Source organism: Nocardia alni (assembly GCF_019038435.1).
Lineage (GTDB): Bacteria > Actinomycetota > Actinomycetes > Mycobacteriales > Mycobacteriaceae > Nocardia > Nocardia alni.
The window spans coordinates 1-13,452 of sequence record NZ_JAGPOX010000086.1 but is presented as its reverse complement, the minus strand read 5'-3'; the positions used below and the strand labels follow the sequence as shown (position 1 = coordinate 13,452).

Sequence of the window (13,452 nt, the reverse complement as noted above, 5' to 3'; positions counted from 1 at the left end):
TACGATCACATCCCCTCGAGTCCCAGCCGCCCTTGCCGGGCGAACACGGCGACTTCTGGTGCACACCGCTACACATCGTCACTACGGCACGGTTACGACCACATCCCTCCAGTCTCGACCGCGCAACTCGGCCATATTCGCCGGACGAACACGACGACTCCCGGCACGCACCGGTACACATCGTCACTACAGCACGACTGCGACCCTATCCGTCCAGTGTCGATCACCCTTTCCTGCCGCACGTTCCGGTGAAACACACGGCCGCTCTGGATTGAGCGCGTTGGATTCACGTAATCAGTACGCCGGGATGGCGGGTTTCGATGTGGTGCACCGTTGCAGTAGCAGACCGGTGTGCCATGCGTCCTGATCCGTTGTCACTCGGGGGATTCGATGAGAACCGCCGCTCGGCGTCGGTGGAGGGCTGGCTACGAAGCCTTGGGGTGACGGGCTTCCGGTCTCTTGGGCAGGGGCGGTGCGCGGCATTGGGCTGGGCTGCGTCGGGTGCGATGGAGTTGACCGGGCCGGTGAGTGGGCCGCCCTGCTTATCTCCTGCCCCGGCGTTCGGGCTGGCGGTCGAAACATGTTCTGCGCTGGCCATTCTCACCGGCGAGGTCGGTGTCCGGGTGGACGTCGAGCCGGGAGCGATCCTGGCCGGACGAGCCGCGTTGAACGGGTATCAGCGGGGTGGACGGCGGTCGGCCGGTGGCGCGAGTCGACTGTTACGTACCGCGGATGGCTGGTGTGCGGTGACTCTGAGCCGTCCGGACGATCTGGACATGGTGAGCGCGATTGTCGGGCAGGAGGTCTCGGGAGACCCGTGGCAGGCGCTGGAACGTACGGCCGGGCGTGGCACGAGCGCCGAACTGGCGGATCGGGCCCAGTTGCTGGGAGTTCCGGCCGCCGCATTGCCCGCGCGGCCTGCCACGCTGCTCGATCCATGTGGCGCGCGGCCCGGTCCGCTCATGGCGCCGCTCGATCCGTCAGCGATCCGGCGCAACCTGCCGACAACGCGCCACGAACCGACTGTCTCGCCACTCCATCCGACCCCGGCGTCGCCCGATCCACTCACGGCGTTGGTCGATCCGGCTGCCGTGCAGGTTGTTCCTGTTGTGGCACAGTCGGATACAGCCCAAGCCCCGATCACGTCAGCACCACCAAACGGTGCCGTCCAACCTCCACACGATCCGCTCGTGACGTGGCCGGGCTCGGCCGACACGCCGTACGATTCAGCCGAGACGCCCTCTGCGGGGACAGGTGACCACGTGCCCTGGCAGGCGTTTCGGATCGCCGATGCGCTGACGGGACGCGCCCTGTCGGATTGTGTCGTCGTGGACCTGTCCTCGATGTGGGCCGGACCACTGTGCGCGCATCTGCTGGGGCGGGCGGGCGCTGCGGTGATCAAGGTGGAGAGTACTCACCGGCCCGATGGGGCGCGGGCGGATCGACGGTTCTTCGAGTGGTTGCATGCCGGACACGAGTTCCGCGAGTTCGACTTTCGGTCGGCGGCGGGGCGCGCACAGCTCGCCGAGCTGATCGACTCGGCCGATATCGTCATCGAGGCGTCGCGGCCCCGCGCGCTCGCCCAGCTCGGCCTCGGGCCCGACGAGCGACCGCACCCGCCCGGGCGAATCTGGTTGAGCCTCACCGGTTACGGCCGCGGCGACCCGATGCGGGTGGCGTTCGGTGACGACGCGGCGGTGGCGGGCGGTCTGGTCGGCTGGCATGCGGGCGAGCCGGTGTTCTGTGCGGACGCGGTAGCCGATCCGCTGACGGGACTGTGCGGGGCGCTGGCCGTCACCGCGGCCGTCCGATCGGGTGGCGGAATACTGATCGATCTGTCCATGCGCGCCGCGGCCGCGGCCTTCGCCGCCGCTCCTCCCCTGGATCACGGCCCACACCAGGTGATTTCAACCGGGGAGAGATGGACGGTCGAGTGCGCGCACCACGCGGAGAGTGAACCCGTTCGGCCACCGTCGGTTCCGGACGACGTCCCTGGAGCGGGCAGATCATGACGCTCATCCGCAATGCGAGAGTCTTCCGGAGCACCGCCACCGACGTGCGCTGGGACGACGGAAATATCACCGAATGCGGGACAGGTCTACGCCCGATCTCCGGTGAGGACGATATCGATGCGCGCGGCGGCTGGTTGCTACCGGGCCTGCACGATCACCATATCCACCTGCGCGCACTCGCCGCGCGGGCGCGGTCGATCCCTGTCGGACCGGCGGAGACGCCCGACGCCGACGCGTTCGCGGACCGACTGCGCACGGCCGCACGAGATCTGCCGCCCGACGGCTGGCTGCGTGGCGTCGGCTATCATGAAAGCGTTGCGGGGGAACTGGATCGGTGGTCGCTGGACCGCATGCTCGAAACCCCCGCGGTCCGTGTCCAGCACCGATCGGGTGCGCTGTGGACACTCAATTCCCGGGCCTGCCGGCTGCTGGAACTGGACGACTGCCCGCTGCCCGGCGTCGAACGCGACCACACCGGCCGCGCCGTCGGCCGCCTCTGGCGCATGGATGCCTGGCTCGGTGAGCGCCTCAACGCCGCCAAACCCGACCCGGCCGAGCTCAGCGCCTGGGCGGCGGCATTGGGAGTGACCGGATTCACCGATGCCACACCGGATCTGCGTCAGGACGAGGTCGACGCGCTCGCCGAAGACGTGGCACAGGGCCGGATCCTCCAGCGGGTGCATTGCATGACCCCACCCGGCATCGTCCGTCCCGAGTCGCCGCGATTCACGCTGGGCCCGACGAAGTTTCTGCTCGACGATCCGACCCTCCCGACGCTGCCCGAACTCACCGACCGGTTCCGTGTCGTGCACGAGGCGGGCAAACCCGTTGCCGTACATTGCGTTACCCGCATTCAGCTGATCGTGACCATCGCGGCCCTCCAGGACGCCGGGATTCGCGACGGCGACCGGATCGAGCACGGTGCGATCATCCCGTCCGAATCACTGGAATGGCTACGGACGCAGGGCATCACGGTCGTCACCCAACCGCATTTCCCGATCGAGCGCGCCGAGCAGTACGCCCGGGCCGTCCCGGCCGAAGACCATCCCGACCTGTGGCGACTGGGATCACTTCTGGCCGCCGGAGTACCCGTCGCGGCCGGCACCGACGCCCCGTTCGGCGACGCGGATCCGTGGCGAGTGGTGCGTGCGTCCACCGAGCGCACACTGTTCGGCACACAGGAACGGATCTCCGCGCACGAGGCCGTGACTCTGTTCCTGGGCCATCCCGACCGCCCGGCCGTCCCCCGCCCGATCGCACCGGGTCACGCCGCCGATCTCACGCTGCTGCGCGTCCCACCGCAGGAACTCCCTACCGCTTCGACATCACCCGACCTCATCGCGGCCACCATCATCGCCGGGCAGCCGGTCCATGTTCCCGGATAAGTTCCCCGCACCCACCACGGCAAGCGCTGAACAGTGGGTTGCCGGGCCTCGCCTCCGATGAACCGGCGGCACACTCGGCCAGGCATATCCAGCGCGGTCACGAGCCGGGCGGGCTCGGGCCGGCACCTCCAGGCCCGAGCCGCATCGTCACTAATTATCTACAATTCTTCCACGGATCGCCATGTTCTAGTAGAGTGAGGCTGTCGCGTGAGCGTCGCCACGCCGCGCGGCCATACGACTTCCGAGAGGTGCACCATGACGGCAACCGAGGCCCCGGATATCGGTTCGACATCCGCCGCTCCCATCGTCGAGTTCGATACGCATCCGTCGGTCTATCGGCACTGGAGCCTGACCTTCGACGGACCGGTCGCGACGCTCACGCTCGCCGTGGACCCGCAGGGCGGGCTGGTTTCCGGCTACGAGTTGAAGATGAACTCCTACGACCTGGGCGTGGATATCGAGCTGTACGACGCGGTGCAGCGCCTGCGGTTCGAACATCCCGAGGTCAAGGCCGTCGTCGTCACCGGTGGGCTGGAGCGGATGTTCTGCGCCGGGGCCAACATTCGCATGCTGGCGCAGTCCCCGCACGCCTGGAAGGTGAACTTCTGCAAGTTCACCAACGAGACCCGCAACGGCATGGAGGACGCGACCGAGCATTCCGGTCAGACCTATATCGCCGCGGTCAACGGCACGGCCGCCGGCGGTGGATACGAGCTGGCCGCGGCGTGCGAGACCATCGTCCTGGTGGACGACGGTTCGTCGGCGGTGTCGCTGCCGGAGGTGCCACTGCTGGGCGTGCTGCCGGGCACCGGCGGGCTGACGCGCGTGGTCGACAAGCGCAAGGTCCGCAAGGATCGCGCCGACGTCTTCGCCACCAAGTCCGAGGGGGTGCGCGGCGCGACTGCCGTGGCGTGGGGGCTGGTCGACGAGGCGGTGATGCGCGCCGGTTTCGATCAGCGGGTGCGTGAGCTGGCCGAGCAGGCCGCGGCGGCATCGCCCCGGCCCGATGCCGTGGGCGGCGTCGCGCTGACCCCACTCGAGCGGACGGTCGACGGCGATGTGATCACCTATCGGCATGTGCGCGCCGCTGTGCACCGTGCGGCACGACGCGTGGATATCGTTGTCACAGGGCCGGATTCGCCCGCGCCGAGCATCACGGCGCCTACCGGCACAGCCTCGCGCACCGAGATCGCATCGCAGACAACCGACATCACATCGCCCGCGACCGACGCCCTATCACGCACGATCAACCCCGCCTCGTCCGCGAGCGCCGATGCCGTGCTCGCGCAAGGCGCGGACTACTGGCCGCTGGCGGTAACCCGCGAGCTGGACGACCTCATCCTGCGGCTGCGGACGAACGAGCAGGATCTGGGCGTCTGGGTTTTCCGCACCGAGGGCGATCCGGAACTCGTGCGCGGCTACGACCGTCAGCTCACCGAACTTGCCGACCACTGGTTCGTCAACGAGGTGCGTCAGTACTATAAGCGCACCCTCAAACGCCTCGACGTCACCAGCCGATCCCTGTTCGCGGTGATCGAGCCCGGCAGCGCGTTCGTGGGCCTGCTGGCGGAGCTGGCGTTGGCATGCGACCGGCAGTACATGCTCGACGGCGTCTTCGAGGATGTCGATCCGGACGCCGAGCCCGCCGCCCTGGAGCTCACCGCCGCCAACTTCGGCCGGTACCCCATGGGAAACGGCCTGACGCGCTTGCAATCTCGCTTCTACGGTCATGCCGGCCAGCTCGAGGCGGTGGCCGAGAGTATCGGCACGCCACTGCTCGCGGCCGACGCGGACCGTCTGGGCCTGGTCACCTCGGCGCTGGACGATATCGACTTCGCCGACGAGTTGCGCATCGTGTTCGAGGAGCGCGCGGCCCTGTCGCCCGACGCGCTCACCGGTATGGAGGCCAACCACCGCTTCGTCGGCCCGGAAACGCTGGAGACGAAGATATTCGGACGGCTGACCGCCTGGCAGAATTGGATCTTCATCCGCCCCAACGCCGCCGGACCCGAGGGCGCCCTGCGCAGGTACGGTACCGGTCAGCGGGCCGAGTTCGAGACGAAGCGAGTGTAGGTTCGATGGAGATCTCCAATGCCGCGGACTTCCTGGTGCACCGGCACCTGCGGTCCGGCGCGGGCGCCCGGACGGCCCTGATCGGTTCCCGGGGCAGTGTGACGTATCCGGAACTCTCCCAGGAGGTTTCCCGAATCGCGGCCGGGTTGCGGCGACTCGGGCTGCATCGCGACGACCGGATCGTACTGGTGATGGCCGACGACGTCGAGATGGCGGTGTCGATTCTGGCGGCGTTCCACGCCGGATTCGTCGCGGTGCCGGTGTCGACCATGTTCAACAGCGCCGAGCTGGCGAAGATCCTGCGCGATTCGGGAGCACGGGCGGTCGTGGCGACCCCGGAGTTCCTGACGAATGTGGTTCCGGCGGTGCACGATGCGCCGGAGGTCACGCACCTCGTCGTCGCAGACGGGTCGGATACGACGGCGGCGGAGGCTATTTCGATGGTCGGCGAGCTGATCCCGCCGGGTGGACCGGGCGTCGATCCCGGTCCGGGCACATCGACTCCCACCAGCGAACCGGCATACGTTGGTGCGGCGGAGGTTTCGCTGTGGGCCAGCCTGCACAGCCCCGCAGTCGAACCCGTGGCCACCTCGGCCGACTCGTGGGCGCTGTGGCTCTACACCTCCGGCACCACCGGTCACCCGAAGGCGGCGATGCATCGCCACGCGAACATCGGGCATGTCTATCAGACCTATGCCACAGGGACGCTGGGCATTCGGGACAGCGATATCTGCCTGTCCGTGGCCAAGATGTTCTTCGCGTACGGCATCGGCAACAGCCTGCTGTTTCCCCTGGCCGCCGGGGCCACCGCGGTCCTGCAGCCCGCGCGGGCCACCCCGGCCACCATCGCCGCGCGCATCGCCACCACGAAACCCACGCTGTTCTTCGGCGTTCCGACCTTCTACTCCGCCCTGCTCACCGCCGGGCTTCCCGCCGATACGTTCGCCTCGGTACGCCTGGGCGTCTCGGCGGGCGAGTCGCTGCCGGAACCGTTGCAGCGCAAGTTCTTCGATCGGTACGGTCTGGAGATCCTGGACGGCATCGGCTCGACCGAGGCACTGCACATCTTCCTGTCGAACCATCCCGGCGATATCCGTCCGGGCACCACCGGCCGGGCCGTGCCGGGCTACCGGCTGGAAATCCGTGACCCACAGGGCCTCCCGGTCGGGCCCGGCGTCCCCGGTGAGCTGTACGTCCGGGGCGAGTCGATCGCCCTGGGCTACTGGCGGCACACCGAGGCCAGCCGGGAGGTGTTCAACGGCCACTGGCTGCGCACCGGCGACACCTACGTGATGGACGACGACGGCTACTACCACTGCATGGGCCGCACCAACGATCTGCTGAAGGCCGGCGGGATCTGGGTATCCCCCGCCGAGGTCGAGGATCGGTTGCTGGGGCACGAGGCGGTCGCCGAGGTCGCGGTGGTGGGGGTGCCCGACGCGGAGGGGCTGGACAAACCCGTCGCGCTGGTGGTGCGGGCGCCCGGCCGCGAGGACATCACCCCGGAGGCCCTGATCGATTGGTGCCGAGACGGTTTGGCACATTTCAAATGTCCTCGGGCGGTGCTGTTCGCGGCGGAGCTGCCCAAGACCGCGACCGGGAAGGTGCAGCGGTTCCGGGTCCGCAAGCAGCTCATGGATGGGGCGGAGGCGAAAGTATGAACAGCCACAGCGAAGACACCGACGGGCACAGCACCAACGGTCGCCGTCCAGCCGAGCAAGGCGGGACCGTGACAGTCGATCTGCTCATCATCGGCGCCGGGCCGGTCGGACTGTACGGCGCCTATTACGCCGGCGTGCGCGGGCTGCGCACGGCGGTCGTCGACTCGCTGCCCGAACTCGGCGGGCAGGTCACCGCGATGTACCCGGAGAAACTGATCTTCGATATCGCGGGCTTCCCGCAGGTGCGGGGGCGTGAGCTGGTCACCGCCCTCACCGCGCAGGCCGCGACCGCCGATCCGGTCTATCTGCTGGGCCAGTTCGCCGAGTCGCTGCATCGCGACGACACGGACCGCCTGCTCGTCACGACAAATCTCGGTACCGAAATCGACTGCGGCGCCATCGTCATCACCGCCGGCATCGGCACCTTCACCCCGCGCGCACTGCCCGCCGGCGAGGACTATCTGGGCCGCGGGCTGGCGTATTTCGTCCCGGATCCCTTGTCCTACACCGGAACCGATGTGGTCGTGGTCGGCGGCGGCGATTCGGCGGTGGACTGGGCGCTCACCCTCGAGCCCGTTGCCGCGAGCGTCACTCTCGTGCACCGTCGCACCGCCTTCCGCGCCCACGCGGCGACCGTCGCGGCCCTGCACTCCTCGCGTGTCGAGGTGATCACCGACGCCCAGGTCACCGCACTGGACGGGGGCCAAGCGGTCACTCACGCCGAGATCACCGCGAAAGGCCGAGCACCTCAGCGCATCCCGTGTCAGCGGGTGGTCGCCGCGCTCGGCTTCCTGGCCAATCTCGGCCCGCTGCGCGACTGGGGTCTCGAACTGCACGACAACCGGCACATCGTCGTGGATTCGGCGATGCGCACCACCACGCCGGGGGTGTTCGCGGCCGGGGACGTCGTGGACTACGACGGCAAGGTCCGGCTCATCTCGGTGGGCTTCGGCGAGGTCGCCACCGCGATCAACAACGCCGCGGTGCACCTGGATCCGGCGACCCCGCTGTTCCCCGGCCACTCCACCGACGAACAGCCCGCCACCGCGGCGGCGTGAGCCCACTGCCCTACTACCGATCAGGAGTTCCCGATGCCCTATGTGATCGCCAGCGCGTGCATCGATGTCACCGACAAATCGTGCATCGAGGAATGCCCGGTGGACTGCATCTACGAGGGCTCGCGCAAGCTCTACATCAATCCGAGGGAATGCATCGACTGCGGCGCCTGCGAACCGGTCTGCCCGGTCGAGGCCATCAGCCAGGACCGTCGCGTCGATGAGGAGGACACCGCCTTCGTCGCCGACAACCGCCTGTTCTTCACCGACGTCCTTCCCGGCCGCACCGAACCCCTCGGCACGCCCGGCGGCAGCCAGAAGACGGGCCCGATCGGCATCGATACACCGATGGTCGCCGAGCGCTGACCGAGACTGGTCCCATCAGCGGGTCATAACCGCTGATCAGCCCCCTATGCGCTGAGTGCTCGATCACCACCCGGGCCCGATTCGCCCGGAAAAGACGCGCGGGCATGATGGTCTTGGTTGATCCGTCATACGGCACTTACCCCACCACCGGCAAGGACATTGCACAGTGTCTATCCCGCCCCTGAGCCCGCCGCGGTATCTCGACGTCGACGGCGGCCGAATCGCCTACTACGACACCGGGTCCGGCGAGGACACCATCGTCTGGGTGCACGGGCTCCCGACCGATTCCCGGGCATGGTCGGCCCAGCGCGATTTCTTCGACACCCGGGCCCGCAGTATCTTCCTCGACCTGCGCGGCTACGGCGCCTCGGACAAGATTCCCGCCGACATGCTGCGCTCGGGCAACCTCAGCACGCTCTACATCGCCGACCTCGCCGCCTTGATCACACGGCTGGAGCTGCGGCGCCCGATGCTCGTCGGGTTCGCCTCGGCCGGCCACATCGCACTGCGGCTCGCCGCCACACACCCCGACCTGATCGGAAAGCTGGCCTTACTCAACGGAACTCCGCAATTCCGGCGGAGGCCGGACTGGCCGAACGGCTTCAGCGGCGCCGAGATGTCCCGTTTCATCGATGCCGCCACTCGCGGCGGCATCGACCCGGTCATGGATCTGCTGCTGGACCCCGCCACCGTGTTCACCGACGTCTCCCCCGCGCGCGCGATCGAACTCGGCGACCGCTTCCGCGAGATGATCCGCAGCGCCGGTGTCGACACCCTGCTGGCCTTCTTCGAGAGCGTCGCCCTGGACGACGACTGGACCCTGCTACGCGATATTCAGGCGCCCACCCTGGTAATGACCAGCACCCTGGGCCGAAAGGCTCCCTCCGGCGCAGCGCTGCACATGCGCACGACCATCCCGCACGCCCTGCTGGCCGAACTCCCCGGCGCCGACCACTTCGCCTTCGCCACCCGCCCGGAGCTGGTCAACCAGCTCCTGGACGCCTTCCGCACCACGCGCCGAGCGGCCTCGAGCTGATCGGCGGCCGGTCTCAAGAGGTGCTGCCCTCCAGATCGGTCCAGAAGCCCTGGGCGCGGGCGTGCCATTCGTCGTGACGGCGATGGAACAGCCGCGCGGCCTCCGGCCCCGGCCAGTCGTGGTCGAGCAGTTCGCGCGGCAGGGCAGGGTCCAGGAACGGGAACCGCCGCCAGGTCTGCACCAGCCGCACCTGCGCCCGGAACGCCTCCTCGGGGGTGTGGGGCACGAGATCGCCGAAGGCGGAGAGGAATTCGGCGTAGCGCTGCTCAACCTCGACCAGATCCCAGGCGCCGGAAATCATCGCGTCCGGATCGCCGATCCGCGCCAGGGTTCCGGTCCATCCGAAGGCGCGGCCGGTCAGGCCCAACTCCTCGATGACCGCGGCCACCTCGGTCTCCCTGGTGCCGTCGGGCAGGATCCAGATGCCCGAGGCCGGCGAGCCCATGCCCAGCCAGGTCAGCTTGGTACGCAGCTTGTGCCGCAGCTGGCGCTGGGTTTCCGGGATCGCCACCGACAGCACCAGCCAGCGGCCGTCCCACGGCACGGAGTCGGCCAGGAAGCTGTAGATACGGTCCGTACCCTCGGCCAGCAGCCGCGTACCGGGACCGGTGATCCGCCAGCGCACCCGCCGCCCCTCCCGCTCGGACTCCAGGACACCGTCGTCCGCCGAGCGCGCGATGGACTGGCGGGCGGATTTCTCCTCGATATCCAGCGCCGACAGGCCCGCGACCAGCGTCGCGGTCCACACCGGGACCCCGCGCGGATAGACGAATTCGCCCAGTACCGTCAGCAGCAGACTGCGCGCGCTCTCCGAACCCACCTCGCGGCGGCGGGATCCGGCAGGCAGCACGGCAGCGCCCCGACCGGCGTCGGGTGTGTCGTCGCGCACGCGCCCGTTCGTCACGATGTCGGCCCTCCTCGTCGTCCGCTGTGATGAACAGCCCGGTCGAACGCCGGCGCGCGGCCCGTACAGCCCCTGTGCCGCGCACACATATCAGAACATACGGCCCGTTCGAGCAGATCCGGACCGGCAAGGGACCGATTCGACGACGCACCGCACAATTATTCTACAACTTATTGTCAGTACTTCATATTTGTGTAGAATAAATCCCGGACGCCGCCACTCCCGCCCGGCGCCCAGGCAAGGACGGTCTCGTGATCGACGGGTACACGGTCATCGACACACACGTGCATTTGCCGGTGCGCAGCACGCTGAAACCGGCATGGCTGGCGTGGGCCGACGAGTTCTCCCGCGACAACGACTGGCGCGCGGTGTATTCCGGCGATCACCCGGATCCGGCGGCGTTCTGCGCCCACCTTGCCGCCGAGGGTGTCGATCACGCCCTGCTGTTCTGCGAATACAGCCCGCGCGCCACCGGGATTCAGTCCATCGACGATGTGCTGCCGGTCGCCCGGTTCGACCCCGCGCGGTGCAGCCTGGTCGCGAATATCAACCCGCACCTGCACTTTCCGCCGCTCGAGGAGCTGGATCGGCAACTCGGTCTCGGCGCGGTCGCGCTGAAGATACATCCTGTGCACGGCGGATTCGATCCGGGCGCCAAGGAACTGTATCCGCTGTACGAGCGGTGCGCTGAACTCGGCGTGCCGATGATCGTGCACTCCGGGGTGTCGAGTTTCCCTGGGGCGCAGAGTAGTTACGGGAACCCCGAGCTGCTGCTCGATGTGATCGACTACTTCACCGAGCTGAACGTCGTCATCGCGCACGGCGGGCGCGGCTGGTGGTACGACGCGGCGGCCTTTCTGGCACAGGCGAAGCCGACCGTGTGGCTGGATCTGGCCGGGCTGCCGCCGAAGCGACTTCCCGAGTACTACGCCCGATTCGATCTCGGTCGGCTGGCCCGCAAGATGATCTTCGGCACCGATTGGCCCGGCGTCCCCGGTGTACGACGCAATGTGCAGGCCCTCATCGGCCTGGGGCTGCCGCCGGACACGCTGACCGGTGTGCTCGCGGGCAACGCTCGAAAGATATTCACCCGCTTGAATTTTCCCATGACAGGAGACCACCGTGACTGAGCCGGAACGGACCGGAACCGCGCCGACGCCCACCGGGCCGGTGAGCCCGATCGACTACAGCGAGCGCATCCCGAACAATGTCGACCTCGCCGACAATCGCCGGCTGCAGCGCGCGCTGGAGAGCTGGCAGCCGAAATTCCTCGACTGGTGGAAGACTCTCGGCCCCGCGCTGCCCACCAAGGATGTCTACCTGCGCACCGCGATCGCCGTCGGCCGCGACGGCTGGGCGCATTTCGCGCACGTGCCGATGGAAGAATACCGGTGGGGCATCTTCCTGGCCGAGCGGAATCCCGAGCGCACCATCGCCTTCGGCAAGCACAAGGGTGAGCCCGCCTGGCAGGAGGTGCCGGGCGAGTACCGCGCCGAACTGCTGCGGCTGATCACCGTGCAGGGCGATACCGAACCGGCGTCGGTGGAACAGCAGCGCATCCTCGGCAATTCCGCGCCGAGCCTCTACGATCTGCGAAACCTCTTCCAGGTCAACGTGGAAGAGGGGCGGCACCTCTGGGCGATGGTGTATCTGCTGCAGGCGTACTTCGGGCGGGAGGGCCGCGAGGAGGCCGAGCAGCTGTTGAAGCGCAATTCCGGTGATCTGAACTCCCCGCGCATCCTGGGCGCGTTCAACGAGGAGACGACCGACTGGTTGCAGTTCTTCATGTTCACCTACTTCACCGACCGCGACGGCAAGTACCAGCTCGGCACGCTCAAGGAATCCGCGTTCGACCCGCTCGCGCGGACCTGCGAGTTCATGCTCAAGGAGGAGGCGCACCACATGTTCGTGGGCACCACCGGGGTGCAGCGCACGGTGGAGCGCACCGCCCAGCTGATGGCCGAGCACGGCACCGGGGACATCCTCCCGCACGGCGGCATACCGCTCTCGATCATACAGCGGTACTTGAACTTCCAGTTCTCGGTATCGCTGGACCTGTTCGGCTCCGAACGCTCCACCAACGCCGCCGCCTACTACACCGGTGGCCTCAAGGGCCGCTGGCAGGAGACCCGCCGCAAGGACGACCACACCCTCACCGAGGCCACCTACACCGTCCGCGCCATCCGCGACGGCCACCACGTCCAGGAGCAGGCCCCCGCCCTGACCGCCCTCAACCTGGACCTGCGCGACGAGTACGTCGCCGACTGCGAGAACGGCGTCCGCCGCTGGAACCAGGCCCTCGAGGAGGCGGGCCTGTCCGAGCGACTCACGCTGCCGCACGAGGGTTTCAACCGCAGGGTCGGCGCCTACGCCGGACACCACGTCTCCCCCACCGGCGAGATCATCACTGCCGACGAGTGGAATTCCCATGCGGGACAATGGCTCCCGACCCCAGAAGACCGAGCCGCGGTAGCCGCCCTCATGATCCCCCAGTACGCCCCCGGCGAATTCGCCTCCTGGATCGCCCCGCCGAAGACCGGAATCAACGACCAGCCGGTCGAATTCGATTATGTGCACCTGCGCGAGGAGGCGCTGGCCTGAACCGCGCGCCCGCGATCACCCCGGCCACCGCCTGAGCGATCCAGTACCCGACGGCGCGGCCGACAGTGATCCGTCCACGAACCAGGACCGCCATCGTGACGGCTGGGTTGTAGTGTCCGCCCGATATGTGGCCGCCGGCGTAGATCATCGTCATCAATATGATCCCCGCCGCCAGCGGCGTGAACATACTGCCGGTCAGCACGGCTCCGACGACGGTGAGCGCCAGAAAGAAGGTGCCGATGGCCTCGACCACGTACACCCGCCACGCCCCACCCCATTCTTCGACGATCTCGGCGCTGCGGGGCCGAGTCGATACCTTCGCCATGAATCAATCAAACGCACGCGGGACCCCGCTGCGC

12 protein-coding genes are annotated in these 13,452 nt (G+C 68.1%); 10 read left to right on the top strand and 2 right to left on the bottom strand.

Annotated elements, in window-relative coordinates:
• Positions 1–524: 524 nt before the first annotated feature.
• The 7 genes from JZ791_RS27960 to JZ791_RS27930 all read left to right on the top strand — a co-directional run bounded on the left by JZ791_RS27960 (position 525) and on the right by JZ791_RS27930 (position 9,588).
• A complete protein-coding gene (locus JZ791_RS27960; RefSeq protein ID WP_308163132.1) occupies positions 525–2,012 on the top strand; it encodes a CoA transferase in 1,488 nt (495 codons plus the stop codon).
• Positions 2,009–3,397 (top strand): amidohydrolase family protein, encoded by a 1,389-nt coding sequence (locus JZ791_RS27955; protein WP_216898324.1) that lies wholly within the window; start codon positions 2,009–2,011, stop codon positions 3,395–3,397. Before JZ791_RS27960 ends, JZ791_RS27955 begins: the two co-directional genes overlap by 4 nt.
• A 255-nt stretch (positions 3,398–3,652) precedes the next feature.
• Positions 3,653–5,470 (top strand): enoyl-CoA hydratase-related protein, encoded by a 1,818-nt coding sequence (locus JZ791_RS27950; RefSeq protein WP_216898322.1) that lies wholly within the window; start codon positions 3,653–3,655, stop codon positions 5,468–5,470.
• 5 nt (positions 5,471–5,475) lie between these two features.
• Positions 5,476–7,131, top strand: coding sequence for a benzoate-CoA ligase family protein (locus JZ791_RS27945; protein ID WP_216898320.1), 1,656 nt, complete (start codon positions 5,476–5,478; stop codon positions 7,129–7,131).
• Positions 7,128–8,189: an NAD(P)/FAD-dependent oxidoreductase gene (locus JZ791_RS27940; protein WP_216898319.1), complete on the top strand. Its 1,062-nt coding sequence runs from the start codon at positions 7,128–7,130 to the stop codon at positions 8,187–8,189. Before JZ791_RS27945 ends, JZ791_RS27940 begins: the two co-directional genes overlap by 4 nt.
• Positions 8,190–8,222: 33 nt before the next feature.
• Entirely contained in the window at positions 8,223–8,552 is a 330-nt protein-coding gene (fdxA, locus tag JZ791_RS27935) for a ferredoxin (RefSeq protein WP_216898317.1), read from the top strand.
• Positions 8,553–8,718: 166 nt separating this feature from the next.
• Positions 8,719–9,588 (top strand): alpha/beta fold hydrolase, encoded by an 870-nt coding sequence (locus tag JZ791_RS27930; RefSeq protein WP_216898315.1) that lies wholly within the window; start codon positions 8,719–8,721, stop codon positions 9,586–9,588.
• Positions 9,589–9,601: 13 nt separating this feature from the next.
• Here JZ791_RS27930 and JZ791_RS27925 read toward each other — a convergent pair whose 3' ends face one another.
• Positions 9,602–10,492, bottom strand: coding sequence for a PaaX family transcriptional regulator (locus JZ791_RS27925; protein WP_308163131.1), 891 nt, complete (start codon positions 10,490–10,492; stop codon positions 9,602–9,604).
• A gap of 251 nt (positions 10,493–10,743) precedes the next feature.
• On the opposite strand from JZ791_RS27925, the gene JZ791_RS27920 reads away from it, so the two are divergent.
• Positions 10,744–11,622 carry an amidohydrolase family protein gene (locus JZ791_RS27920; protein ID WP_216898313.1) on the top strand — a complete coding sequence of 293 codons (879 nt, stop codon included), beginning with the start codon at positions 10,744–10,746 and terminating at the stop codon, positions 11,620–11,622.
• Positions 11,615–13,093 carry a benzoyl-CoA 2,3-epoxidase subunit BoxB gene (boxB, locus tag JZ791_RS27915; RefSeq protein ID WP_216898311.1) on the top strand — a complete coding sequence of 493 codons (1,479 nt, stop codon included), beginning with the start codon at positions 11,615–11,617 and terminating at the stop codon, positions 13,091–13,093. Before JZ791_RS27920 ends, boxB begins: the two co-directional genes overlap by 8 nt.
• Here boxB and JZ791_RS27910 read toward each other — a convergent pair.
• Positions 13,035–13,346, bottom strand: coding sequence for an aquaporin (locus JZ791_RS27910; RefSeq protein ID WP_308163130.1), 312 nt, complete (start codon positions 13,344–13,346; stop codon positions 13,035–13,037). The two genes, boxB and JZ791_RS27910, sit on opposite strands and share 59 nt — an antisense overlap.
• Between JZ791_RS27910 and JZ791_RS45315 the strand changes: the two genes are divergently transcribed.
• Positions 13,252–13,452, top strand: a 201-nt coding sequence (locus JZ791_RS45315; RefSeq protein ID WP_254206432.1) for a hypothetical protein, incomplete at its 3' end; no start/stop codon positions are given. The genes JZ791_RS27910 and JZ791_RS45315 overlap by 95 nt on opposite strands.

Excerpts from the sequence above, each read along its gene's own strand:
- JZ791_RS27940 (WP_216898319.1), top strand. The coding sequence starts at position 7,128 with ATGAACAGCCACAGCGAAGACACCGACGGGCACAGCACCAACGGTCGC.
- JZ791_RS27950 (WP_216898322.1), top strand. The coding sequence starts at position 3,653 with ATGACGGCAACCGAGGCCCCGGATATCGGTTCGACATCCGCCGCTCCC.
- JZ791_RS27945 (WP_216898320.1), top strand. The coding sequence starts at position 5,476 with ATGGAGATCTCCAATGCCGCGGACTTCCTGGTGCACCGGCACCTGCGG.
- fdxA (WP_216898317.1), top strand. The coding sequence starts at position 8,223 with ATGCCCTATGTGATCGCCAGCGCGTGCATCGATGTCACCGACAAATCG.
- JZ791_RS27955 (WP_216898324.1), top strand. The coding sequence starts at position 2,009 with ATGACGCTCATCCGCAATGCGAGAGTCTTCCGGAGCACCGCCACCGAC.